The following is a 23,387-nucleotide window of genomic DNA, read 5'->3' as shown; positions in this document are numbered from 1 at the left end:
GGCGACAACGAGAACGCGCCTGCGACTTCGGCCGGTGTGAACGGGGGACCCCCCGGTGCCCCCGGCTCCTCGACGCACGCCAAGAGCTGACGTGCTGTCACAATGATGAAACATCAGTGCGCCAGTCACCAAATTGGCCGAGGATTTCCGGCCAGCGTGGCCGCATCCGCCAATATCTCCGCCTCTGCCTCCTGTCCGTCAGGAGACGGAGGCCCAGGTCGACGCACGTCGTCGCACCCGCGAACACGCGCGGCGCCCCCTCTGTCCTGCTTCAGGCCAGCAGTGCGGTGGGGCCTGTCGGCGTGCCTCGGCGTCCCTCGGCGAGCCACGCGGCGCGTTCGTTGACCAGATGCTCTTCAGCGGGTCCGGGTCGCCGAACTCGGCCTCCTCGCGATCGGCAGGAGCACCGGACTCGTAGGCGACGCCGGGCGCGGGTACACGCTGAACCCAGCCGGTCAGGACGGCCGGCCTGAATTCCTCGGCGCACAGATCGTGCGCCACCACCTGGCACACCCGCGCCGGCGCAGCTCCTCCACCACCGCGTCGAACAGCGCGTGATGGAAGCTTCCCGGCCGCGGATGTGCGAGATGCACCCCAACGCGCATGGCTCTTCCCCCAGCCGACACAAGCCGCCCGCGCGGCTGATCGTCATGGTCCGCGAGCCACTGCTCACCGGGGCGGGCGGGCGGGCGCGCGTGTCTGGCCGATCACTGACGCAGCGCCGAGTCCAAGTGGTGGCGCAGCACGGCCAGTCGGCTGCGGCCGGGCTCACAGGCCGGCATCAGCCGCAGCAGTCCGCGCACCTCAGGCGACGCGTGCCCGATCGCCCACCGGAGCTCCTCGTCACCGACGGCCAGGTCATGGCCCGCCGAGATCTCGCGGGCGAGCGCGGCGTAAATGGCCGGCCCGTGAATGTGCTTCGCCTGGTGAGGCGTGGCCAACGCGTGGATGTACGGGGCCGCTGCCGCGTAGCAGGCAGCGCGAGCGGCGGCCGCCGCGGCCGGATCGTCGACCTCGCCCGCGGCCTTGTGGCCGGCCCAGGAAACGGCGCGCAAGCGTGCCGTCCGCTTCCCTGTGTGCGTGTAGACCCGCAGGACCTCGATGGCCTCGCGGGGACGGGCGTCATCGGGAGCCCTTGCCTCGAACAGCGGCAGCACCCGCTCGGCGCAGTCGGCGGCCCAGAGCCCGAGCAGTCGGCGGTCTTCTTCGCTGATGGTCACCTGGTTCACCCGCACATCCTGCCGCTCCCGCCGCTCCACGTCGCGCCTCACCGCCGGCTCCAACCGAATCCGGCCGTAGAGATCTTGGCAATCAGCCCCCGCGACGGCCGGCACGGCGCCTCGCTGCATTGTCTGACCACCGAGGTACGTCCGGTAGGAGCCGTGGCCCTTCGCCTTGCGATGCACCGCACGGGCCGCCGGCCGGGCGGCCTCCCCCCGGCTGGTGACCTTCGCGCCTCGGTCCGGGCTGACACTCGCCGCCCCGCCCTCTCGGCCGGAAGGGACGGGGCAGGCACAAAATCGGATGTGCTTGCGGCGCGGGGTTGTTAGGTTCGCCGTGTGCCGAAGCTGAATCAGATCATCGCAGTCGAAAAGGGCGTCAAGTCCAAGGCCCTCCAGGAGCTCACCCAGGCTCACCAGGACGTGCAGAAGCCCGCCTTGCTGGCCGGCATCTCCCGGACCTACCAGCCCAAGGACGAGGAGGGCGAGCAGTTGCCGCCCGAGTCCACGCGGGTGCAGATCAAGGCCGAGGACGCGCTGCGTGCGACCGCCGGGACGCTGACGCGGCTCTTCGACGTGACCGCCACGAAGGACTGGGCGAACCGGTCCGCGGTCGCGGACGTGGTGGTCGACGGTACGGTGCTGTTGCCCCAGGTGCCCGTCCCGTACCTGCTGTTCCTGGAGAAGCAACTCACCGACCTGCACACCTTCGTGCGCAAGCTGCCGGTGCTCGACGCCTCCGAGTCGTGGAACCTGGACCCCTCGACGGACTCGTGGAAGACGGATCCGGTGCGGACCATCCGCACGAAGAAGGTTCCGCGCAACCATGTGAAGGCCGAGGCCACGGAGAAGCACCCGGCGCAGGTCGAGGTGTACTACGAGGACGTCCCGGTCGGTTACTGGACCACGGTGAAGTTCTCCGGCGCGCTGCCCGCCCGGCGGGTCAACGAGCTCCTCGACCGCGTCGAGAAGCTCCAGCAGTCCGTCAAGTTCGCCCGCGAGGAGGCGAACAACACCGAGGTCTCCGACCAGCGGGTCGGCGACGCGGTATTCGGCTACCTCTTCCGGTAGCCTCCACATACGCCCTCCGTCGCGAGCGGAGGGTGCGCGATGAGCGCAAGCTGAAACTGATGTTGAAGCTGATGAAGGGGTGTCAGTTGGGGGTTCGAATCCCTCTCCCCGCACCACGTGCGGGGGTGGCCCAAGCCCGGCAGAGGCGGCCCCGTAAATCTCAGATTCTCGCTCCAGTCTCAGTATTCGCCGCCGAACACCGGATCGACCGAACGTGGGCGAACATCGACGGATAGGGGTTCAAGTCCCCTCGGCGCCTCTCTCATGGCGCTGTAGTTCAAAGGCAGAACACGTCGATCTCAACATGACCTGCGGTTCTTAAACGCCGCCGGTGTGCGCAAATGGGTGGCAAGCTGGAGCCCGGGAGCTGGACATGCTCCCGGGCTCCGTCACGTTCCGGCCCGCGGTGGTGACTGGTCGGCCCGCACGCTGGCCGCTTACCTGAAGCGCACCGAGGGGATCAGGGTCTCCTTCCACTGTGTCGCCCGTATCTGGCGCGAGGAGAATCTGAAGGCCTTCCGTCGGGCACCTTCAAGCTGTCCGCTCTCGACACAGTCCTTCATGCAAGATGCGGCAATGGCCCGTTGGAGGGGAACCGGCCTGGCCACGTCCGCTCCCAGCGACCCTTCTGCGCTGATTCCGGATGCCCGGACTGTATAGCTGGAGATCCGATATCAACGGAGGACAGATGCGTACGTCGCGGGTGAGGATGAAGCTGGCTGTGTGCGGGCTGGCCCTGTGTGCGGCTTCCATGACGGGGCTCTCGCCTGCCGTGGCAGCAGACCCGGTCAGCGGTTCCGGCTCGCAAGACGACATGGTGAAGGTCATCGACCTCACCACCAGCGTCAACGGAACCTTCGGGGACCCGGAAGGGTCCCCAGGGTCGGTGTTCGGTGCTTCCGGCACCGCAGCGAGAACCAACTCGGGCAAGGAGTTCGGCCTCTTCGGCTTCACCTGCACCGTCCTGCCGCCGCTCCCCACCACCCCGGTCAGACAGTGCAACACCACCTTCAGCACCCCACAGGGTCAGATCACCCTCCAGGGCCTGCCGAGGTCACCGGACGAGTTCCACGAAGTGATCACCGGCGGCGGCGGAATCTACACCGGCGCCCAGGGCTGCGCGGCCTTCGAGAGACTGGCCCCCGGAGACGACGCACCCTTCCGGGTGATCCTGTTCCTGCGCGAAGACTCGCCCTCGAAACGAGCCCTGCCCCCGATCGTGTGCGGCCGCCCAGCTCCATTCTGAGTTCTGCGGGGTGGGCGCGTAAGGACTCGGCACAGGGTCCTTACACGCCTGCGGACTGCGAAACTCGCGATTCGCTGATCACCGCCGAGGCCACGGTGTGCGAGGTCGACGCAGCGTGGCCGCTCGGCCAGCCCTACCTTTTCCACCGCGAACAGGGCTCGGCGGTTCTGCACGTTCCCGCGCTCCGCGCCGCGCTGAGCCGAGGCCGGTGTAGAGCTGACGGCCTCGGTCGTTGGTGGGCAGGGCGAGCAGGGAGGACCAGTTCGGGGCGATGACCAGGGTGAAGCCTTCGTGGCGGAGGTGGCCGGCGATCTGGCGGCGGAGCGCGGGGACGGACAGCCCGGCGACTCGGCTTCGGGGTTGTTGCATCTACGGGCTGTTTGGCCCAAGCAGCAGGTCCTCTACACCGCCCACTCCCGGCACAGCCTGCGAAGTACAGGCAGGCCCCGGGCGGCTACCGCCGTGAGGGGCGCGCGGTCTGAGGTACACCTCCGGTCACCGCCTGGAACTGACGGACGGCTTCGGCAAGGCGTGCATCACGGACGAACGGGTAGTCCGTCCCGAGCAGAATGCGGTGCCGGCCCACATGCCGTCCGGCCAGTCCGAGTGCCGCTGCGTTTCCCTGTGTGTGGCTGTCGAAGCACAGGGTGGACGTGGCGACACCCTGCACCGTGTCGGGGCCGAGCAGGAAGCAGGCGCCGCCGGCTCTGCTGACGATCGGTCGGATGTGGGGGAATCGGTGCGACATGTCCGCTGCCAGCCAGTCGAGAACGACGGTGGTCTGTTCCGCGATCGCTCCCACGGACCATGTCACTGTGTCGGGGTCACACAGCGAGGGTCCGGCACGGGTTCCGGCCGGGTGGTAGAGCAGTGCTGCCCGGGCGTGGTCCAGTGCCGCGTACAGGGGGTCGTAGTGCGATCCCAGGGTTGATGTGCCGTCGAGAGCCGGGGGGAGGACGATGCCCAGGGCTCCGAGCCGGTTCATGAGGTGGTCGAGCTCGCGCAGCGACGCTGCCACCAGGGGGAGGGGCAGGATGCCCAGAAAGGCGAAGCGGCCGGGGGCCGTGCGGACTGCTTCGGCCATCGCTTCGTTGGCCAGCCGCGCCGCTTGGGCGTTCCTCCCGGGTGGGGCGAGCGCGGGGTACAGGGCCGCGGCATTGAGGACTTGGCAGTCGATGCCGCTGTCGTCCATCTGCTGCAGGCGCCGGCGCAGCATCGCGGCGCTGTCGTCACCCGGCGGGACGCCCCGCTGGTGGCGGCAGTCCTGGCCGTGTCCCTCGAGGAAGTCGACGTAGGCGCGCGGCCACAGGTGGGCGTGCCAGTCCGTGACGGTCATGCCGCAGACCGTCGTCCGCCCAGCTTGCGGACGCGCAGCCCGGCGTACTGCCGGGCACGTTCTGCTCCTGTCGTGCCACTGTCCTCCTTGCTCGCTTCCATACGCAGGCTCGCGTTCGTGTCTCCGCCGAAGCGACGGCACACATGGACATGTGCTGCGTAGAGCCGCTCCAGTGCCTCCTCGAACTTCCGGTAGGTCGTTCCCCCGACGACGTCCGGCAGCAGCCGTGTGCCGAGGCTGTCGAGGGACTGGACCAGGTAGTAGTGGTCACGGGTCTGCAGGCCGCTGAATCCCGAGCCCACATGCGGTGGGGTCATGGTGGGGCGGATCGAGCGGACGTAGAGTTCGGGGGCGAAGTCCGCGGCGTGCCGCATGGCGAGTGCGGCGCTCGTGCAGAACAGCACGGTGTACTCGAGATATGCGGCTTGTTCGGCGGCGGTGCGTGCGTGGACGGCGCATCCGCAGGTCACGGTGATGGCCTGGAGGTGCGCGAAGAAGAGGCGGTGTCCGGACTTCCAGCGCAGCTGTGCGGTGTGCTCGTCGGCCGGGGGCGCTGTGCGGTCCTCCGGTGGGCGTACGAGGTTTCCGCTTCCATGGCGCGCACGCCGATGGCACAGCAGGGCCGAGCCGCCGCTCACCAGCGTGGAGCGCTCGGCCGGGCTGAGCGAGGAGGCGGTGCGCGCGAGGTCGAGGGCGGTGTCGATCTCGGCGACGAGAAGGGCACGGAGGAAGAGGTCGGCGGGGCCGTGAGCCCGGGCCACACCGAAGAAGGCGTCGTGTTCGCTGAAGGCGTCCTCGAGGGAGGGAGCCTCCTGAGGCCCGGCGGTCTCGTAGTGGTCCGGCGCCAGTGCCTGACGCAACCGTACGGAGTCGGTTGCCGATGGTGAGGCTCTGAGCCCTGCTACCAGTGCGTTGACCGTGGACGTTGCCGACCGCAGTTCCTCACCTGTGGTGGGGAGGTCGCGCGCGTGGAGGAGGGGAAGGGGATTTGTGGTCACGGCAGGGATCCTGTGCGTCAGGGGCTACCACGTCAGCGGATAGTCCGGGTCCAGCATGGGCAGTGCCTCGCGTCCGGGTTCGAGGCGCTCGTGTCCGTCGAGCAGCAGCGTCCACTCGGAGGTCTCCTGGTGGGCGCGTGTCGCTTCGGCCAGTCCGGGCGGCGGGCCGTGGGGGATGCCCGGCGGGAACACGGTCACCGACCCCTGGCGCACGCCGCTCTCCGTACGGGAGCTGAAGTCGCCGTCGGCGAACAGCAGAAGTTCGTCGCCCCCGAGATTGACGTGCTGGTAGGGCACTTTGACGGCCTGAGGGTGGTACTCCAGCAGGCGCGGGGTGAAGAACATCAGATCGGCGCCGCGCATGGCGAAGACCTGATGGACCGGCGGCGGCGCGTGCAGCCGGGCGCTCACCGGCTCGCAGTCCGCGATGTTGAGCACGTACGGATACAGCGTCCCGGTCCAGCCGACGACGTCGAACGGATGGTGCCGGTAGGTGATGGCCGTTCCGTGGTGACCGTGCCGCGTCAGGACGGTCGTGCTGCGTGCGTCGACGGTCTGTGGCGCGTCGGGATACCGCAGGTCGCGTTCGCAGTAGGGGCTGCCTTCCAGGAGCAGCCCGTGCGGGGACAGGTACCGGGCCGGGGCACTGATCCGGCCCGCTGACTCGAACAGGGTCAGGCGCAGCGGCGGCGCCGTGTCGCGGGCAGCCGGCGGTGTGCGCCGGCCCGGGTCTGCCGGCGGGACGGCTGCGGACCCTCCTTCCGTGGAGGGGTGCCATGCGTGCACCACCCCGGCCGGGATGACGACGAAGTCTCCCGGGCCGACCTCCACGCTGCCCATCGCGGTGTGGACCAGGGCCTTTCCCGCTTCGACGTAGGCGCACTCGTCGGCGCCGGCATTGCGGTACAGAGGCGAAGCGCTGGTGGCCACGGCGCGCCAGACACGCAGCGTTTCACCGCCCACCAGCATGACGCGGTGACGCACCGCGTCGGCCGTCGTACCGAGGTCGGGCGCCGGCCGGCGAGGGAAGTGCATGGCTGCGTGCAGCCCCGAGGAGTCGGATTCCGTGGACGGCGGTTCCCACGGAGCACGCCCTTCGACACCTGCCGGGTTGTGCAGGTGGTACAGCAACGACGACTCACCGTCGAATCCGTCGTCGCCCAGCAATTCCTCCACCAGGGGCGATCCATCCGGCCCCTCCCAGTAGATGTGCCGTTTCGGCGGATAGCACCCCACATTCCTGTAGTGCGGCATCGAAATCCTCCCGTCATGGATGCGCACCAGCCTCACTGCTCCGGCGTTCGTGCCGCCTCGTACGATCGGTCCTGGAACGGATGAATGCGGATCGTCCGTATCGTGCTCCACCGCCCACGAACACGCGCGCATAGCATGAAGAATCGCGACTGATGAAAAGATGAACCAACGGGGCGCGGAGGTGCCTGTGAGCGTCGAACGAGTCAACCATGTGGTCCTCTGGGTACGTGACGTGAATCGGTCTGCTGATTTCTATAGTTTCGTGCTCGGCCTGTCGGTAATCGAGCAGCACGGTGACGAAAAAGCATTTCTGCGTTCTCCCGCCAGCCCCAATCACCATGATCTCGGACTCTTTCGTGCCGAGTTCACAGGCGAGGTGACACCGGGAAGTCCGGGCATGTATCACACCGCCTGGCAGTGCGAGTCGCTTTCCTCGCTGGTGGATATCCGAGAGCGTCTGACAGCGGTGGATGCTTTCCTGGGAGGAACGGACCACGGCGCCACCAAGTCCTTGTACGCAAAGGATCCCGATGGTCTGGAGTTCGAGGTCATGTGGCTCACCCCTCGAGAAACCTGGGCGGAGGGACGCCAGCCGTTCGGCCCGCTGGATCTGGAGGCAGAACTGCGCCGTGTCGAGCGCGGCGACGCCGAGAAGTAGTTCGTTTCAGGTGCAGGCGCACATCGGCCCGTCGGGCCCGGCCGGACCAGATCATGGCCGGGGCTGAGCTTGGCGTTTATGTGCGCCACGAGCACCCGGAAGTGAGGTTGAGGCGAATGGGCCCGCCGTCCCGCTCGGTGCGACAGGCGGGGTGGGACACCGGTCTCAACGCGCGGCTGGAGGGCAGCACGTCCAGCGGGGCGCGCATGGGCACCTACCGGGCCGCAACCATCAGCCACCGGGCCGGCACGGCCGCGATCGGCGATTGCCCATCACCCAGGCGCGGAGGCAGTGAGCCACGTGTGCGGCCGGCGTGCGCGGGGAGTGGCCAGCGCCGACCACCTGTACGTGAAGTCCGCTGCGGCGGCCTGGTTGCGCGGCCGCGGGGAGCAGGCCGAGTTCGATTTTGCCCGGCCGCATGGTGCCGGGATCGGTTCCGTCGTCGATATCCGGTTCCGGAGCCGTGAGCTGTGTGTGCATCTGGATCGGGAAGTCGAGCCGGCGTGGGATGAGGACGGTGTCGAGCCGGTGCTTTGGGTGTCGGTGTCGGTGCCGGTGGACGACAAGAGGCTGGTCCGGCGCTGGTACGTGCACCGGATCCGTATGGACAGCGAGGGTACCCACCGGCGGGTGTGGATCGGCACGGAGGCGTTCGCGCGGGAGGTGGAGTGGTTCGCGCTGGATGAGTGAGCCTCCGCCAACTTGAAGTCACAGGTCAAAGGGCTGGTGTGATCGATCCTCGGGGTACATGTGCTGGTCGTGGGTGGCTGTCCGCGCAGTAGATCGTCCGTCAGCGGTTGGGTTTCGGATTTCCGGTGCTTGAATCGGTGGCGTACGTGCGCTTCCCGACCAGTGACAGGCGTGACTCTGAAGCCCGAGCTGTTCGACGTACGATGCCCAGATGCACGCAGACAGCCCTTGGGACGCTCACGCCCTCCTCCTCAATGGCACGGTCGGCGTGGGCAAGACAACCGTTGCTGAGGCCGTGGGCGACCTGCTCGCCGACGCCGGGGTCCCTCATGCCGTCGTGGATCTCGACTGGCTGCGCAAGTCGTGGCCTGCGCTTCCCGGTGACCGTTTCAACTTCGGCATGCTGCTGCGGAATCTGCAGAGCGTCACCGGTCACTATCTCGACGCCGGAGCGAAGCGCCTCGTCCTCGCCGGTGTAGTTGAGGACCAAGACCAGAGGAAGCTGCTGGCCGATGCCGTGGGTGTTGAACTCGCGGTCTGTCGGCTCCAGGCTGAGCTGTCGATCATCCACCAGCGACTGGCCCAGCGCCACGACAGCGAGCCCGAAGCACTGCAATGGCACCTGAACCGGTCGGGTGAACTGGACGGAATCCTCAGCCGGTCCGCAGTCGACGACTTCACGGTCGATGTCGGCACAGACTCCGTCAACGACGTCGCGGTATCTGTGCTCAGGGCAGCAGGCTGGACGTGACCATCGGACTGCAGCCGTAGTCGTCACGAAGGCTCGAGCACACCCATTTCCGGAAAGCCCCATCAACGGCCTTCTATGATCTGTACATGCTGGATCCCGAGCTGCTGGAACGGATCACCGCACGGCGCGCAGAACTGGACGAACTCGAAGAACAGCTGGCCATAAAGCTGGCGGAAGTGCGGGCCGAGCGGGACGAACTTGCCGTCGCCGAACGCGTCCTTGAACGGATGACCGGGCAGCTCGCCGAGGAACGTTCCTCAGCTCGGCCGATGCCGGGGCAGGTGGGCGGACGGGCCGTGATGCTGATCCCACACCGCGAGCTGGGCGTGGAGGAGGAAGCGCTGCCGTGGGACTATCAGCGCATCATCGCTGCCGTGCGGCAGGCCGCCGGGCCGGTCATGGCCCGTGAAGTCGGCAAGGCGGTGGGGGTTGACGTCAGCGTGAAGGCCAAGCTGGAACCGCTGCGCAGCAAGCTGGTCAGACTCGTCGATCGCGGCTGGCTGCGCAAACTGCCCGACGGCCGGTTCACCACCCGTCTGTGACCAGGAGCACCGCCGCTCAGAACGGGCGTAACCGGGGTGCCCCCGGCGCCCGTTGGAATTGTGTGACGAATACCAAAGAGCGCGCCGAGGACACCTGCTCACTTGTCTACCAGTGCCGTCTGCCGCTGTCCACGCGCACCGTCAACCACCTCGCCGATCTGCTCAGGCGCCATCTGAAGGCGATTCGGTCCAGGTGGCGGATCCTGCCGCCGGGGAAGATCGCGGTAATCGTCCTGGCCGTACTGCGCCACGACCAGCGCCTGGCCGACATGGCCGGCGGCAACGGCGTGTCGGAGTCCACCGTCCGCCGCTGGCGCGACGAGCTGATCGGACTGCTCGCCGCCCGTGCCCCGCGCCTGGACCCCGCCCTGAAGAAGCTCGCCAAGCAAGGCGGGGAGGTGGTCCTGATCGACGGCACCCTCATCCGCACCAGGCGCCGCACCGGCAAGGCCGACCGCCGGAACTACTCCGGCAAGCACCGCAGCCATGGCCTGCACTTCCTCGCCCTGACCGATGAGAACGGGCGCCTGATCTGGATATCCGCCGCCCGGCCCGGCCGCACCCACGACAACACCGCCGCCCGCCACGACCACATCCTGGCCCACCTGCGCGCCGCCGGCCTCGGGGCGCTGGCCGACCTCGGCTTCCGCGGCCTGGACAACGACATCACCGACCCGGTGATCGTCACCGGCTACACCGCCAGCCGCACCCGCAAGCTCACCCCGGGCCAGAAGGAAGCCAACCGAGTCCTCGCCGTCGGACGCGCACCAGTCGAGCACGGCTTCGCCCACCTCAAGAACTGGCGCATCCTCACCAAGCTCCGTACTGATCCCGCCCGAGCGACCCGACTCCTGCGCGCCCTGCTCGTCCTGACGAACCTCGAAGTCAACCGCTGACGGATGACCTTCTTCGTGGGCTCCCGCCCACGACCAGCACGAGTACCCCGAGGATCGATCACACCAGCCCTTTGACCTGCGACTTCAAGTTGGCGGAGGCTCAGTGCGCGATGACCGAACGAGGCCTGTCTCGATCTGGGGGTGTGGGCAAGGTCCGCAAAGCCCCGGACGCGCAGGCACGGGCGCAGCTGCTGTTGCGGAACCTGGCCGATGCCCGCCGGGTGGAGTCCGTGGTCCTCGTCAGGCAGGTCTGCCGCGATATCGCCGTAGGGGCCGGTCTCGGCGACGATGTCCCCGCGCGGGTGGGCTACTTCGACGCTGCTGAGCACGCCGGTGCTCGTGCGGTCTCCGCGCGTGACCTCGTCGGACTCGGCCGTGGCTGCCGGCCCTGAGCATCCACTTCGAGGATGCCCTCGCACTGCGCAGGCCCGGCTTCGACAGGGTGCGCACCATGGACCGCATCGGGTTCGCCGCCGCACTCTTCGACGAGGGCGAGGGTGAAGCCGGGGCCGTGGCCGCCCAGCGGGTCGCTCGATGACGCGGCCCGCGCCGACTCCACCCTCGTGGCCTCCCGGCTCAACACGTTGCTGCACGCGGCCAGCCCGTAAGTTCGCCTTGAGGTAGGCGGTCCAGTAGGAGACCAGGCCGTACGCGGCCGAGCGGGCCTTTTCGAAGGCGTAGCCGGCGAAGGGGACCAGGACGTCCCACAGGGCCTTGATCGCCTGGTCGTTGTAGCCGTTCTTCTTCGCGCCCTCCGGGAAGATGACGAGGTTCCTCGCCAGCTCTTCGGGCTTCTTCGTGCTCATCACGCGGCGCAGGATGTCGGCCTCGCCGAGCGAGTACCCGGCGATGATCTGCGCGACCTTCTGCACCTACTCCTGGTACGCGATCAGCCGAGGACGCGGGTGGAGTCCTTGATTGTGTTCCTGGCCTTGATGGTGGCGTACGGGCCGGTCATGGCGACGGCGGATCCTGCCCCAGCGTCATCACCCACTCCGGAGCCTGCCCCACCGGCACTCCCGCGTCCCGGAGGTGCCCGCATTGTGGGCGGCCGGTACCGAGGGGCCCGGCGACCCAGCACAATCAACAAACTGTTGAATCATGGAGGACAGCACCACATGACCGCCCCCGACCCGTACACGTCGCCGCCTACCCCCGCCCCTCGCAGTACCGGCAGCAAAATCGCCATCGGCGCCGGTATCGGCTGCGGCGGCCTCACCGCCTTTGGGGTTCTCTGCGTCGTCCTCGCCCTCGTCTTCGGCACCGCCCCGAAGGGGGAAGCCTCGAAGCCTGCCGTTACCCCGGTCACCACGCCACCCCCGGTGCCAGCCACGAGCAACCCGCCGACGCAGCCCCCCTCGCCGACGCCGACCGTCGCACCTCCGGCCACGTCGGCACCCGCGCCCGTGCCGACAACCGCCACCCCCGCCGCGCCGACCACGTCACCCCCGCCGCCCGCACCGCTCTACGTCGTCACCAACTGGGACGAGCCGCGGCGGCAGATGGACATAGAGATCACCGACGGCACGGCTGCCCGCGAAGCCTTCGACCGCGCCATCACCGACAAGATCACCGCAACCTCCGGCAAGTCCTGGTATGTCCGCGTCGGCTGTGCCACCGGCAAGACCGGCGACCGCCTACGGACCATCAGCTCCGGCTACTACCTCCCCGGCACCCCCGCCGACGCCGACCACCACACCGTGCACCGCGGTTCCGCCGGCTACCTCGCCCCCGGCCCGGTTCCCTGCCCTGCCTGACCGGCCCGTCATCCGCTGGCCGGCACACCTGCCGCCCGGCAATGTCCCGCACTGCAAGGAACCACCGTGTCCGTGCCCACTTCGCCGCCGTACCCGCCCAACCAGGGACCGCAGTCGCCTCAAACGCCCTTCCAGCCCCGTACTCCGCACCGCATGCCGACGTGGCAGAAGGCCGCCGTCGCCGCCCTCGTGGGGGGCGCCGGGGTCGTCTTGGTCATGGCGGGCATCGAGAACGCCGACACCGGCTCGGCGGAGGCGACTGGCGAGGTCAGCGAACTGTCCTGTGCGACCGCCGGGGAGATGGACCCGACGCTCGGCCTGTGGAAGTGGACCGGGTGCACCGCCGCATTCGACAACCCCACCAACCGGGAACAGCTGTACGTCGTCAACGTCAAATGCACTGGCGCCGTCCCGGGGATGGCCGAAGCGAGCCACTTCGTCTTCACCGTCGCCGCGGGCAAGGGCTCGGCCACTTCGGACCGGTTCATGACCGACCCCCGCCTGCCCGACCCGCACTGCACCTACGTATCCGCCACCCGCAAGCCCATCAGCGGCAAGTAGCCCGCCACCCCGCCCGCTCTACCCGCCCCGCACACGCGGGGGTAAGCCAAAGGAGACCCACCTCATGTCCGACCAGCCCGACAGCCCCGAAGCAGACGAGACCGGCACCGTGGCCACACCGCCGATACCACCGCAGCCCCCACACATGCCCGCCCCGCAGCCTGAGCCCCGTACGCGCCCAGCCTGGCTCATCCCGGTCATCGCCACCACTGTCGTCGTCGGCATCACCGCCGCCACGGCCGGTTACCTCCTCGCCGGCGGCAACAAGACCGACAACGCCGCGACCGGCGCGAGCTCCAGCCCGAGCCCGTCGGCCAGCGCGGCCACGATGTCCGCGTCGCCGACTCCCACGCCCCTGCCTCGGGTCAGCAGCATCGTCGGCGTGAAGCGCGCCTCCTGGGAGGACGCCGTCACCGAGCTGACGAAGGCCGGCGTCGCCAAGGACAACATCTCCTGGGTGTCGCCGTTCTCCGACCAGCCCAGGCCCGCAGCCCCTGCCGGAATGACCGTATGCGAGGTCGTCAGCGGCGGCGCCGCGCCGATCGACGCGACGACGAAGGTCGACCTGTCGGTCATCGAGAAGGGTGCCACCTGCCCGCTCACTCACAATCAGCCGAAGCCGAAGCCGTCCTGCACCGAGACCGGCGAGTACGAGAAGGTCTCCGACCGGGAGTTCAAACAGATGGTGCGCAACACCACCGCGCACCTCATGGGCTGCTTCACCATCTACGGTGAGATCGTCCAGGCCGACTCCGCGACCGGCACCACCTCGGTCCGTGCGAACACGTGCGGGGAGAAGAAGCAGCCCAAGTACGGGTTCCTTTCGGACTGCGACACGAACAGCATCCTCACCGAGCTGTTGTCCACCGGGAAGCTGAACGGTGTGGTCAAGGGTGATCTCTTCGAGGCCAAGGTCCAGGTCGGGATCGACACGACCTACCAGACCACTCTGGGCGGCTCCATGACCGCGCCGACCTTCTATGTCAAGGAGATCAAGTCGTACGGCAGCGTCGACTGACCCAGCCGACTGGTACTGCTGCCGCGTCGCCGTCCGTCCACGGCGACGCTGGCCGCACCAACACCCCGACTGACCGGATGCTCCGACTCCTCCCAATCGGCTGGAAGCGCCGCAAGGCCGGCGCTCGCGGAGAAGCCCCTCGCCGCGCACCGGCATCACCGCAGCCTCCCTCGCCTCCCTGCTCACCCAGGTCAGGGATTCCCCCTAAGGCGCTGCACCCTTGTCGTTTCGTTGGATGGACGTGGGGTTCGGGCAGTCGGCGCGGTAGGAGCCCGCAGGAGGTCTCGCCAGTCGGCAGGCCAATTGGCCAGCGCGAGGATGCCCATGATGAGAAGGTGGGTCGGCGCGGCCCAACTCTCCATCGCCGGATCGTGGTTGACGATGTGGGTGGTGACCGCGCCGGTGAGCACGAACATCAGCGTCGTGGCACCCAGGAAGCGTGTTCGCTTATCGGGGATCACCAGCAGGACGGCGGCTGCGCCTTCCAGGGCACCGACCACGAAGCGCATCCAGGACGGGTAACCCCAATCGACGAACTTCGCGGAGTACGCCGAGCTGAATATCGTGTCGCCCGGCCAGTACTTGGTCACGGCCCCCAGCGCGAACTCAAAGGCCAGGAACCAGTACAGACCGGTCGTGAGTCGCTTCGACATGCGTGTCCCTTCAAGAGGAAATGGGCAGGGTCAGGCCTCCGCACGGCAATTGCAGTGCCGCCGGAGTCTTTGCTTTCGGGGGTCAGCCCCGGAGGGCGGCGATGGCCTTCTCGATGCGCTGTCGGCGCGTCTCGGGCCTCTTCGCGCTCTCGATGGCGCGGACATGCTGGTGCTTGCGGCCGTAGGCAAGGTTGTCGTACGCGGTGCGGGCGACCGGGTCGCCGTCCAGAGCTCGGGCGAAGTCGGGGGGCTCGACCACGACGCGCGGCTCGGTGTCGAGCTCCAGCCGGACCTCGACCTCCTCGCCGATCGCGACACCCGCGGCCTGCCGGTTGGCGTTGCTGAGGCCGAGCAGGTGGCGGCCTCGCATGAGGGCGACCCGGCTCTTCCAGGAATGCCCGTTGACCGTGATCGTCACCGGCGGCCGCGCGCCCCCGCCGAGCGCTGCTACCACCTCGGGCGGAACTTGCAGGCCTCGCATGGGCTCGGGTGGCTCGACGTGGGCCCAAAACTTCATGATCTTTCTCCTGTTGTTCTGCCGGCTCACCCGCGGATCAGGCCCGCCCGGCTCCGATGGCCGCTCCCACTTCCCACACCGGGAGCATCGCCGTGTCCTGGACGGCTATGAGGCAAGAGATCGCGGCTACTCGGCGTAGGGCTGGTCGGTTCCCGGGGCGCTGTAGCCGAGACTCCAGACATAGCCGTCCGGGTCGGCGAAAGTGCCGCCGTACCCGCCCCACGGCAGGGCGCCGGCGGGCTTGAGGATCGTGGCACCGGCTTTCCGGGCCTCCGCCATGATCTCCTCGACCCGTGCCTCACTGCGGACGACGTAGGTCAGAACCAGCCCGCTGAAGCCGCTGCCTTCCGGGTCCGTACCCACCTGGTCGGCCAGACCCTCGCGACCGTAGAAGCCGACAGGCGAGGCGCCGTCCGAGTCGAAGAACACCGAGATGCCGTAGTCGTTCCGGATCTTCCAGCCGAGCCCCTCGGTGTAGAACTGCTTGGCCCGGTCCATGTCCCGGACGCCGAGGAGGATCGAGCTGACGTGCGCTTTCATGTCTACTCCTTGCATTTTGGATGTATACGTGGCGGATATCCGGCCGAGGGCCCGGCTGTCACATCGGCCCGTGTTCGCCGGTCAATCGGTAGAGCAGGGACGGGAGTTCAGGACGGCGTGGGGGCGGGCGACGCGGCAGCCTCCCAGGCGAACCCGTCCGGGTCGGTGAAGGTGTCGGCGGTGCCGCCGAGGACGATGCGGTGCGAGCCGGTGCCGTCGGCGGGGAGGCCGAGGTCCTTGGCCAGGGCGCGGCGCTTGTACAGCGCCAGCTTGACGGGGCTGGACTGACCGGGGGCGAACTCGGCGTACTTGCCGCCGAAGCTCTTGGCCACGGTCAGCCCCCGGCCGACGTAGAACTGCCTGGTGGCCTTCAAGTCCTCGACGCCGATCAGCAGCACGACCTCGTCGATCTCGCGGGTGGCGGGGCCGGTGTCCTTCTTCGCCGAGGTCGCGATCTTCCAGATCGTCCCATCCGGGGCCTGGACGACGCCGCCGTAGCCCCACAGCGACTTCGCGGCGGGCTTCAGCACCGTGGCGCCGGCGTCCACGGCGGCGCCGACGAAGCCGTCGACGGTGGCCGGCCCGGACACCGTGAGCGCCAGGGTGAAGCCGCGGAATCCGCTGGAGTGCGCCTCGGACGCCCGCAGGCGTATGTACGCGTCCACGCCGAAGGCGCTGTAGAAGCGGCGAGCGGCCTCGGGGTCGGCCACCTCAAGGGTGACGGACGCGAGGGACGTGTTGGCTGCGGTGGAAGCGGTGGTTGCCATGACCATCACGCTAGGGGCTGTGCGGCCGCCGGGGCTTCTCGATTCCTGACCGGTCTTGAGACTTGCTTCGCCACGCACGCCGGCATCCCCTCCACCTTGATCGCCGACCGCGCATCGCGGGCCGTACCCGCTACATCGGCATGGTCGGCCGCCGCATCCGCCGCATCCGCCGCATCCGCCGCATCCGCCGCCTGGCGCCGGAAGGCCCCGGGTGGAATGCCGACCAGCTCGGTGAAGCGGGTGGTGAACGTCCCCAGCGACGCGCAGCCGACCGCGAAGCAGACCTCGGTGACGCTGAGGTCGCCCCGCCGGAGCAGCGCCGTCGCCCGCTCGATGCGACGCGTCATCAGGTACGCGTACGGCGACTCACCGTAGGCGGCTCGGAACTGCCGACTCAGGTGCCCGGCGGACATGTTCACATCACGGGCGAGCGCCTCCACATTCAGTGGCTGCGCGTATTCCCTGTCGATCCGGTCGCGGACGCGGCGCAGCCGCGCGAGATCAACCAGGCGCTGCGCCTGCACGCGCGCACGCCGCCATTCAGGCTTGCACATGAGAACCCTCCCCTTCGTCTTCCATTTCCATCGACGTCTTCGGGCGTCCGGGGTGCCTGCCTCGGCAGGCACCCCGGACGCCCGGCGGTGTAGACCGGCCCGCCGGACTCGACCAGCCGCCGGTCGAGCAACTGCCGGACAGCAGCGGGACGGAGCCCGGGCTCATGACCGGTTCAACGAGGACCCGGACGCGGCCCGGGCGCCGCCGCGTTCCTTAGGGGTGGTCGCGATGTCGGCCGCTCGCACAGCCGCATCGACACCCGCTCAGCTCAGCGCAGCTCCTGAATGCGGATCAGGTTGCCCGCGGGGTCGCGGAACGCGCAGTCGCGGACGCCGTACGGCTGCTCGGTCGGCTCCTGGACGACCTCGGTATCACCGGCCTGCACCTTCTCGAACGTGGCGTTGAGGTCCGGGGTGGCCAGCAGGATCCAGCCGTAGGTGCCCTTGGCCATCATTTCGGTGACCGTGCGGCGCTCCTCCTCGGTGATGCCGGGATCGGCGGCAGGCGGCGCCAGAAGGATCGACGTGCCCGGCTGGCCGGCCGGGCCTACCGTGATCCAGCGCATCCTGCCCTGCCCGACATCGCTGCGGACCTCGAAGCCGAGGACGTCGCGGTAGAAGGCGAGCGACGCGTCCGGGTCGTCGTGCGGAAGCGAAGTCGTGTGAATGGTGATGTCCATGCTGAGCAGGCTAGAGGCGGCTCCGTGAACCGCGCTTCTCGATTCCTGATCGATCCGGATGCGCGTGGACGTTCAAGGGCGTGTCACCCGGAGCGCACTCGTATCCCGCGACGGTGCCTGGACGCTCAGTCAGCCGACCTCCTGGGGCAACGGAGGCTTAACACCGGTCATGTGGGGCCCACGCACCAACCGCCGGAGCGGGGCCTGGTACGCGTTCACCACCGCCCCTCTCGGCCAGTGCCGGGGCTTGGTCGATGCGCTACCACCCGAGCACGGCCGGACCGTGCTGCTGTTCCGCGCCCGCCGCTACTGGTGGGACGGCACCGCCTGGTATCGGCCCGGTCAGGCTGGGACCCGGTCACGCAGGACACTCCAGCAGGCGTACGCGCTCGGCGGCGTCGACGAGCGGCCTGTCGGCATGCGAAAGGTCGCGCATGGATCCGCATAGAAGTCCAGGTCGGCTTCCCGCCCCGGCATACCCGCCCCGCAGGCCCACGAACAGTGGCGCCATGTGTTCGGCGCGGGCGGCTACGTACAGGCGGATCGCCTCGCCGCCCGCGCCCGGGGAACCGTCCGACCTGCGTAATCGTCGGTTACGGATGTGATTGAAGAGACGCCCACGCTGCCTGCCGACCACCGCGAACTGATCTCCGACCTGTCCGGGATAGTCGGCGACTACCCTGATGTCGATCCCGAAGCGACCCTCACCGTCCTCGCCGACGACGCGGCGCAGGCGCTCGGCAGCGACACCGCCCCGGAGGGCCGCCGGGAGCGGACCGGGTACACGCTCCTTCTGCATGCCACCTGCTGGTACGTCTCCGCACGCGTCTTCAGCAAGCCACTGTTCGCGTCGTACACACGGGCCCTGGACGGATTCCGTGCGCAGTTGGACCGGACCTCCTGTACCTGCCCTGCCGGCGCCCACCCCGCGGACCTGGACTCGGAGTACCAGGTCGAGGCCGGGGTGAGCATGCTGACCGAGGCCGGCCGGGCCGCATTCGCCGAGGACTACGGTCTCGACGAGGAGGAGCTGGCGGCGTTCGACTGCGAGGAGTTTCTCGGGGCCCTCGCCGATGAGGCCCTGGGCCGCTTGCGCGAGGCACACCAGGAGCTCTTCGGCGGTATTGACGTTTCCCATCTGGACGCGCAGTTCGTCCGGGACGACGGCTGCCTCGACGTCGTTGCCATGCAGGAGGCGATCAGCCGTAGCTGGGAGGACAACACCGGCCCGGTCGCCCTGTGGTCCGCTCGCCGTTGGCTCACCGGGCAGGTGCGGGACGAGGAGCGGATCGGCCTGTTCCTGTGCCTGTGGATGGGCATGGCCCAGACGTATGAGGGTCTGCCGCCCTCGTACGCACGCGACCTGGCCGCCGCGCTCGCCACCATCGACCTGGACGTCTCCTGCGAGCATCCACAGCACCCCTGGTCCTTCGCCGATGCCACCGTGCAGTCCCGGTACCGTGCGGTGGTCCACCTGTACGCGCCGGACGAACACCCCGACACCCCCGTGCCCGCCGGGTTCTCGGCCCGCGAGCTGTGGGAATGCCCGGTCCAGTACGCCCAATTGGCACGGGAGGCGCTGGATGACCTCAAGGGGTGGCGCACCATGCGTGGCGGCGGCGAGGAGGACTGGGAGGACTGAGCGATACGCGGCTTGGAACGGGCTCATGCCCCGCAGCGGGCGGCGGCCCGGGCGCCGATGCGGACGGCCGACGGCCGGCTGCTCCGTCGGCCTCCTCGGATGGCGACGGAGCAGGACGGCCTTCCGAGTGGTTTCGGGCGCAGCCGTGGTGGCGCATACCCGAGCGGCCGGCTGGTGCTGTCAGAGTGCTGCCTTGCCGGATCGCGCGAGGGGCGGCGGCCCACGCACCCGCCGCCGCCATGTCCACGTGCCGGGTGCACGGTTGGCTCACTGCTCCGGTGTTCCTGGCTGGCCGACCGTGAATGCGAGGGGTGCCGCGTGATCAACCTGTCCGTCCGATACCCGACCCGAATCACCGGCTCCCGAACACACAGGGGGGACCCTGGCGCAAGGCGCAGCAGCAGGCGTGTCCTGGCCGCCGTGACCGGCGCGGTGTTCCTTGCCGCGCTGCTTACCGCTCCGGGGGCTCACGCCCGGGACTTCGGCACCTCGGCTGACCATCCCATCAGCAAGACGCCGCGGTCGGTGGCGACGGGCGACGTCGACGGGAACAGCAATCCGGCGCTCGCCGTTGCGCAATCGGTGGAGGACAGCATGTCGCCAGCAGGCACGGCCCCGGCCACCACCGTACTGGTCTCGTCGGTCAACCCGTCCGTCGTCGGCCAGACGGTGACCTTCACCGCGACGGTGACCGGCGACCAGGGCATCCCAACCGGGACGGTCCTCTTCAAGGACGGAGACACCAACCTGGGCCCCGACGCCCTCGACGCCACCGGCACGGCGTCGCTGCCCATCAGCGACTTGGCCGTTGGCACCCACCACATCACCGCCGTCTACGGCGGGAACACCACGTACGCGTCCTCTACCAGCAACACCGTCGACCAGGTCGTGAACCCGCGGACCTGTGACAACGCCGTCCCCACGGTCATCGGCACCAACCGTGCCGACAATCTCGTCGGCAGCGCCGGCAACGACGTGATCTTCGCGCTGCGCGGCAACGACAAGGTCAACGGCGCCGGAGGCGACGACCTCATCTGCGGCGGGCCGGGCAACGACGTCCTGGCCGGCGGCCCCGGGAACGATCGCATCGAAGGCGGCGCCGGCAACGACACGATCACGGGCAACAACGACGACGACACCATCTTCGGCGGCAACGGCAGGGACAACCTCAGCGGCAACGCCGGCAACGACTCCCTCTTCGGCGAAGCAGGCAACGACCGCCTCGACGGCGGCACCGGTACCAACACCAACAACGCCGGTCCCGGCAGGAACATCTGCACCAACCCCACCACCGGACCCGGCTGCTCGACCTGACCCGCACACACACCACACCCCCGAGTGCGGAGGCCTTCGCCTGTACCGCTTTCGGTGGATCCCGGTACGTGGGCGGTTCGAGCGGGGCAGCCTGGTCATGGTGGACCGGCCGCCGGGTCGGCCCGATCGCAGGGTGCGGGCGGGGTTGGTCGTCGTGGACAGGGTGCTCAAGGCGCTGGGGGTTGCTGGTGTTCGCCTGCCTGCTCCATCTCCTCGGCTAAGACGGGGCGCGGTTTGGGTGGCAGCTCGCTGCTGGCGCAGATAGCAACACCGCCGTCTGCTGCCTCTGCCTCGAACACAGCCGCCACGGTGAGTAAGACGACGCCGCCCTCTGGGCGGACCGGGTCGATGCGGACGCCTTCACCCCTCTCCGGCGGTGGGGCCCCTTCATCCGGGCCCACACCGACCACCCCCTTCCCCTCACCCTCCTGACCTGCATCCACGACTACGAGCACCCGCTCCAGGGGCCGGTACCCCGGCCCTCGACCATCGCCGGCGGGAGCATCTACGTGCCCAAACCTGCGCTGGACCGGCCGGCCGCGCCCGGCGGCACCGGCTTCCAGGTGCAGCACACCCTCGCGCTCGCCCGTGACAGCGTCGGATCCGCCGTCTACCTCAGCCGCTGCGCGGACGGCGAGGTCCACATCGCGCAGATGGCGGACAGGCCCGTCACCCCGGCCGTCAACGAGTGGGTCGACTTCCGGTCGGCCGCGTACGCGAGAGGCGTCGGCAAATGCCTGCTGACGCAGCTCGACCAGGATGCGCGCACCGACCACTTCACCCGGCACAGAGCCGCCCGAGCCCTGGCCCGCAAACCCGTGCCGGTGCTCCTCACCCTGGGATGACGATGATCGATCCGCTCCACGACTGAATCCACGGCGGACGCGGCCGGGGCGGAGGGCGTGGCGTCCGGATTTGTGTGGGTTGTCGGGTGATGATGACGTAGTGCGACTTGATCACGTGTCCTATGCGGTGGCCCGCGACAGCTTCGTCTCGACCGTCCAGTGGATCGGGTCGGCCCTCGGCGCCGGGTTCGTCGACGGGGGCGTGCACCCGCGATTCGGCACCCGCAATTTCATTCTCCCGCTGAGCGGCGGCACCTACGTCGAGGTCGTCACCACACTCGACCACCCCGCCGCCGACCGCGCACCCTTCGGCCAGGCGGTCGCGCGCCGCGCCGCCGAGGGCGGCGGCTGGCTCGGTTGGGTGGTCTCCGTCGACGACATGGCCCCGGTCGAGGCCCGCCTCGGCCGTACCTCGGCCGAGGGCCACCGTGTCCGACCCGACGGGTTCGACCTGAGGTGGAAGCAGATCGGCCTGCTGGAACTGCTGGAGGACCCACAACTGCCCTACTTCCTTCAGTGGTTGGTCCCCAGTGAGGAGCGCCCGAGCGCCGACCCGCGCACCTCCACCACCATCCACGGGGTTTCCATCGCCGGCGACGCCGGCTCCATCGCCGAATTCCTCGGCGAACCGGCCGACCACCCCCTCGACCAGATCGACGTCACCTGGGTCGAGGATGAGGAACCGGGCCTGATCTCGGTCGAGTTCGCCACCGCCCACGGCCCGGTCACGATCTGACCAGGGCCCGACTGCCCCCGCGGGAGCAGCCGGCTGGCGTCTCCTGGCTAGCGCGCCGGGTTGGTCGGTTGATCGGATGTGTCTGTCCGATTAGTGATCACTGGTGCGATGTGGGGCCGGATGGAGCCGCCGTTCCGGCGGCCGCGGACGCCGGTGACGACATCGGCTGGACCGTCTCGGTCGACTCCACCGTCGTCCGCGCCCACCAGCATTTCGCAGGAGCACGCGAAAAGGGGCCGAAGGCCGTAGCGAGCCCGCCGACCACGCCCTCGGACGCTCACGCGGCGTCCTGAGCACCAAGGTCGTTGTCCTCCACGAGCGAGGCATCGGATGCCCACTACCAGTCCTCCCCCTGGTGGACCGCCCGGCCGCGCCGGGGGATCGGGCCGTCCCGGCCCGCGTCCCCGCGGATGAAGGCCACCACGGCGAACAGGAGGAGGACCGTGCCGAGGGCCGTCCACGCCCTCGGATCGCCCGTGGCGAGCAGGGGCACGCCCGTCGTCGCTGCCCCACCCCGCCCCCCCACCGAGGCGTGGCATACCCGCTCGCGCGCTCGCCCGAACTGCCCGTCCCAGGAGGGGAATTACGTCCGTGACGCGTTTGGGTCGGCTACGGTGGCGGGAGGTTCCACAGCGGGGCGGACGGGGGAGGACGCATGGCGTGGGATGAGTGGGAGCGGGCCAAGACGGCTGCGGGGGACGGCCGCGAAGTCACGACACGACTGAACCAGGCTCCGGCCGCCGGTTCCGCCGAGAACGGCGATCTCGTCGTGCACCAGGACGACTTGGGCGCCGTGGGGCATGAGGCCGCCATTCTGCACGGAGAGCTCAAGAAGCGGGCCGACATCGCCGGGGCCGGCATCGACCAGAACGGGGCGGGATCCACCATGCGGGCCGCCGCCGCGCTCAAGAGCCACAATCTGGCGCTGGGGGCGGAACTCGAACTGACCGTCGAGGTCTGGACCTCGCAGGTGAAGTACGTCCTGCAGGCGTGCGCGCACATCTCGAACCACCTCGACTACAGCAAGAAGCTGCACGCGCAGGAGGACGCGAGGATCGCCGCCGAACTGACAGGCCGGACCGGCCCGCCGTCCGTCTCCGCGCTCAACGACTACTTCAAGTAGGGGAAGGGGTCAGGACAG

General features: G+C 69.0%; 26 protein-coding genes and 3 pseudogenes. 17 read left to right on the top strand and 12 right to left on the bottom strand.

Annotation, left to right across the window (positions count from 1 at the left end; translation table 11 throughout):
* Nucleotides 1-707 precede the first annotated feature (707 nt).
* The gene (locus ACFYZ4_RS10400) at nt 708-1,229 is read right to left on the bottom strand and encodes a putative immunity protein (RefSeq protein ID WP_390783584.1); all 522 of its coding nucleotides are present in this window, start codon (nt 1,227-1,229) and stop codon (nt 708-710) included.
* Nucleotides 1,230-1,559: 330 nt separating this feature from the next.
* On the opposite strand from ACFYZ4_RS10400, the gene ACFYZ4_RS10395 reads away from it, so the two are divergent.
* Nucleotides 1,560-2,291, top strand: a complete 732-nt coding sequence (locus ACFYZ4_RS10395; RefSeq protein ID WP_390783583.1) for a hypothetical protein — start codon at nt 1,560-1,562, stop codon at nt 2,289-2,291.
* Between the two features lie 772 nt (nt 2,292-3,063).
* Complete coding sequence (locus ACFYZ4_RS10390) at nt 3,064-3,537, top strand: hypothetical protein (protein ID WP_390783582.1); 474 nt, start codon at nt 3,064-3,066, stop codon at nt 3,535-3,537.
* Nucleotides 3,538-3,991: 454 nt separating this feature from the next.
* Here the strand turns inward: ACFYZ4_RS10390 and ACFYZ4_RS10385 are convergent, their stop codons facing one another.
* From ACFYZ4_RS10385 to ACFYZ4_RS10375, 3 genes are all read right to left on the bottom strand, one after another.
* Nucleotides 3,992-4,873 carry an amidohydrolase family protein gene (locus tag ACFYZ4_RS10385; RefSeq protein WP_390783581.1) on the bottom strand — a complete coding sequence of 294 codons (882 nt, stop codon included), beginning with the start codon at nt 4,871-4,873 and terminating at the stop codon, nt 3,992-3,994.
* Nucleotides 4,870-5,733 (bottom strand): hypothetical protein, encoded by an 864-nt coding sequence (locus tag ACFYZ4_RS10380; RefSeq protein WP_390783580.1) that lies wholly within the window; start codon nt 5,731-5,733, stop codon nt 4,870-4,872. Before ACFYZ4_RS10380 ends, ACFYZ4_RS10385 begins: the two co-directional genes overlap by 4 nt.
* 162 nt (nt 5,734-5,895) lie before the next feature.
* Nucleotides 5,896-7,047 (bottom strand): cupin domain-containing protein, encoded by a 1,152-nt coding sequence (locus ACFYZ4_RS10375; protein WP_390783579.1) that lies wholly within the window; start codon nt 7,045-7,047, stop codon nt 5,896-5,898.
* Between the two features lie 265 nt (nt 7,048-7,312).
* Here ACFYZ4_RS10375 and ACFYZ4_RS10370 point away from each other — a divergent pair, with 265 nt between their 5' ends.
* The 6 genes from ACFYZ4_RS10370 (at nt 7,313) to ACFYZ4_RS10345 (ending at nt 11,054) form a co-directional block, all read left to right on the top strand.
* The gene (locus tag ACFYZ4_RS10370) at nt 7,313-7,783 is read left to right on the top strand and encodes a VOC family protein (RefSeq protein ID WP_390783578.1); all 471 of its coding nucleotides are present in this window, start codon (nt 7,313-7,315) and stop codon (nt 7,781-7,783) included.
* Nucleotides 7,784-8,107: 324 nt separating this feature from the next.
* Nucleotides 8,108-8,473, top strand: coding sequence for a hypothetical protein (locus ACFYZ4_RS10365; RefSeq protein ID WP_390783577.1), 366 nt, complete (start codon nt 8,108-8,110; stop codon nt 8,471-8,473).
* Between the two features lie 211 nt (nt 8,474-8,684).
* The gene (locus ACFYZ4_RS10360) at nt 8,685-9,224 is read left to right on the top strand and encodes a hypothetical protein (protein ID WP_390783576.1); all 540 of its coding nucleotides are present in this window, start codon (nt 8,685-8,687) and stop codon (nt 9,222-9,224) included.
* Between the two features lie 86 nt (nt 9,225-9,310).
* Nucleotides 9,311-9,766, top strand: a complete 456-nt coding sequence (locus ACFYZ4_RS10355) for a hypothetical protein (protein WP_390783575.1) — start codon at nt 9,311-9,313, stop codon at nt 9,764-9,766.
* Nucleotides 9,767-9,828: 62 nt separating this feature from the next.
* Nucleotides 9,829-10,662: a transposase family protein gene (locus ACFYZ4_RS10350; protein ID WP_390783574.1), complete on the top strand. Its 834-nt coding sequence runs from the start codon at nt 9,829-9,831 to the stop codon at nt 10,660-10,662.
* Between the two features lie 110 nt (nt 10,663-10,772).
* Nucleotides 10,773-11,054 (top strand): hypothetical protein, encoded by a 282-nt coding sequence (locus tag ACFYZ4_RS10345; protein WP_390783573.1) that lies wholly within the window; start codon nt 10,773-10,775, stop codon nt 11,052-11,054.
* A 207-nt stretch (nt 11,055-11,261) separates the two neighbouring features.
* Here ACFYZ4_RS10345 and ACFYZ4_RS10340 read toward each other — a convergent pair.
* Nucleotides 11,262-11,555: pseudogene (locus tag ACFYZ4_RS10340) on the bottom strand (hypothetical protein); the annotation flags it as partial.
* Nucleotides 11,556-12,068: 513 nt separating this feature from the next.
* Here ACFYZ4_RS10340 and ACFYZ4_RS10335 point away from each other — a divergent pair.
* The 3 genes from ACFYZ4_RS10335 to ACFYZ4_RS10325 all read left to right on the top strand — a co-directional run bounded on the left by ACFYZ4_RS10335 (nt 12,069) and on the right by ACFYZ4_RS10325 (nt 13,998).
* Nucleotides 12,069-12,419, top strand: coding sequence for a hypothetical protein (locus tag ACFYZ4_RS10335; RefSeq protein WP_390783572.1), 351 nt, complete (start codon nt 12,069-12,071; stop codon nt 12,417-12,419).
* A 66-nt stretch (nt 12,420-12,485) separates the two neighbouring features.
* Nucleotides 12,486-12,980 carry a hypothetical protein gene (locus tag ACFYZ4_RS10330; protein ID WP_390783571.1) on the top strand — a complete coding sequence of 165 codons (495 nt, stop codon included), beginning with the start codon at nt 12,486-12,488 and terminating at the stop codon, nt 12,978-12,980.
* Between the two features lie 64 nt (nt 12,981-13,044).
* Nucleotides 13,045-13,998: a hypothetical protein gene (locus tag ACFYZ4_RS10325; RefSeq protein WP_390783570.1), complete on the top strand. Its 954-nt coding sequence runs from the start codon at nt 13,045-13,047 to the stop codon at nt 13,996-13,998.
* Between the two features lie 191 nt (nt 13,999-14,189).
* On the opposite strand, the gene ACFYZ4_RS10320 is transcribed toward ACFYZ4_RS10325, so the two are convergent.
* The 6 genes from ACFYZ4_RS10320 to ACFYZ4_RS10295 all read right to left on the bottom strand — a co-directional run bounded on the left by ACFYZ4_RS10320 (nt 14,190) and on the right by ACFYZ4_RS10295 (nt 17,709).
* Nucleotides 14,190-14,651: a DoxX family protein gene (locus ACFYZ4_RS10320; protein WP_390783569.1), complete on the bottom strand. Its 462-nt coding sequence runs from the start codon at nt 14,649-14,651 to the stop codon at nt 14,190-14,192.
* 82 nt (nt 14,652-14,733) lie between these two features.
* Entirely contained in the window at nt 14,734-15,168 is a 435-nt protein-coding gene (locus ACFYZ4_RS10315; RefSeq protein ID WP_390783568.1) for a YdeI/OmpD-associated family protein, read from the bottom strand.
* A 126-nt stretch (nt 15,169-15,294) separates the two neighbouring features.
* Nucleotides 15,295-15,708 carry a VOC family protein gene (locus ACFYZ4_RS10310; RefSeq protein ID WP_390783567.1) on the bottom strand — a complete coding sequence of 138 codons (414 nt, stop codon included), beginning with the start codon at nt 15,706-15,708 and terminating at the stop codon, nt 15,295-15,297.
* Nucleotides 15,709-15,815: 107 nt separating this feature from the next.
* Entirely contained in the window at nt 15,816-16,481 is a 666-nt protein-coding gene (locus tag ACFYZ4_RS10305) for a glyoxalase (RefSeq protein WP_390783816.1), read from the bottom strand.
* The gene (locus ACFYZ4_RS10300) at nt 16,481-17,029 is read right to left on the bottom strand and encodes a helix-turn-helix transcriptional regulator (protein ID WP_390783566.1); all 549 of its coding nucleotides are present in this window, start codon (nt 17,027-17,029) and stop codon (nt 16,481-16,483) included. Before ACFYZ4_RS10300 ends, ACFYZ4_RS10305 begins: the two co-directional genes overlap by 1 nt.
* A 269-nt stretch (nt 17,030-17,298) precedes the next feature.
* The gene (locus ACFYZ4_RS10295; RefSeq protein ID WP_351304751.1) at nt 17,299-17,709 is read right to left on the bottom strand and encodes a VOC family protein; all 411 of its coding nucleotides are present in this window, start codon (nt 17,707-17,709) and stop codon (nt 17,299-17,301) included.
* Between the two features lie 601 nt (nt 17,710-18,310).
* Between ACFYZ4_RS10295 and ACFYZ4_RS10290 the strand changes: the two genes are divergently transcribed.
* From ACFYZ4_RS10290 to ACFYZ4_RS10270, 5 genes and pseudogenes are all read left to right on the top strand, one after another.
* The gene (locus ACFYZ4_RS10290) at nt 18,311-19,351 is read left to right on the top strand and encodes a hypothetical protein (RefSeq protein WP_390783565.1); all 1,041 of its coding nucleotides are present in this window, start codon (nt 18,311-18,313) and stop codon (nt 19,349-19,351) included.
* 594 nt (nt 19,352-19,945) lie between these two features.
* A complete protein-coding gene (locus ACFYZ4_RS10285; RefSeq protein WP_390783564.1) occupies nt 19,946-20,665 on the top strand; it encodes a calcium-binding protein in 720 nt (239 codons plus the stop codon).
* A 560-nt stretch (nt 20,666-21,225) separates the two neighbouring features.
* A pseudogene (locus ACFYZ4_RS10280) lies at nt 21,226-21,477 on the top strand (IclR family transcriptional regulator); the annotation flags it as partial.
* 133 nt (nt 21,478-21,610) lie between these two features.
* Nucleotides 21,611-22,246, top strand: coding sequence for a VOC family protein (locus tag ACFYZ4_RS10275; protein ID WP_390783563.1), 636 nt, complete (start codon nt 21,611-21,613; stop codon nt 22,244-22,246).
* Nucleotides 22,247-22,416: 170 nt separating this feature from the next.
* A pseudogene (locus ACFYZ4_RS10270) lies at nt 22,417-22,574 on the top strand (IS5/IS1182 family transposase); the annotation flags it as partial.
* 9 nt (nt 22,575-22,583) lie between these two features.
* On the opposite strand, the gene ACFYZ4_RS10265 reads toward ACFYZ4_RS10270, so the two are convergent.
* Nucleotides 22,584-22,739, bottom strand: a complete 156-nt coding sequence (locus tag ACFYZ4_RS10265) for a hypothetical protein (RefSeq protein ID WP_390783831.1) — start codon at nt 22,737-22,739, stop codon at nt 22,584-22,586.
* Between the two features lie 162 nt (nt 22,740-22,901).
* Between ACFYZ4_RS10265 and ACFYZ4_RS10260 the strand changes: the two genes are divergently transcribed.
* Complete coding sequence (locus ACFYZ4_RS10260; protein WP_351300684.1) at nt 22,902-23,369, top strand: hypothetical protein; 468 nt, start codon at nt 22,902-22,904, stop codon at nt 23,367-23,369.
* Nucleotides 23,370-23,387: the final 18 nt, after the last annotated feature.

This window comes from Streptomyces sp. NPDC001513 (assembly GCF_042894695.1).
GTDB lineage: Bacteria > Actinomycetota > Actinomycetes > Streptomycetales > Streptomycetaceae > Streptomyces.
Note: the sequence above shows the minus strand (reverse complement) of the source record. Positions and strands in the feature narration are given on the sequence as shown.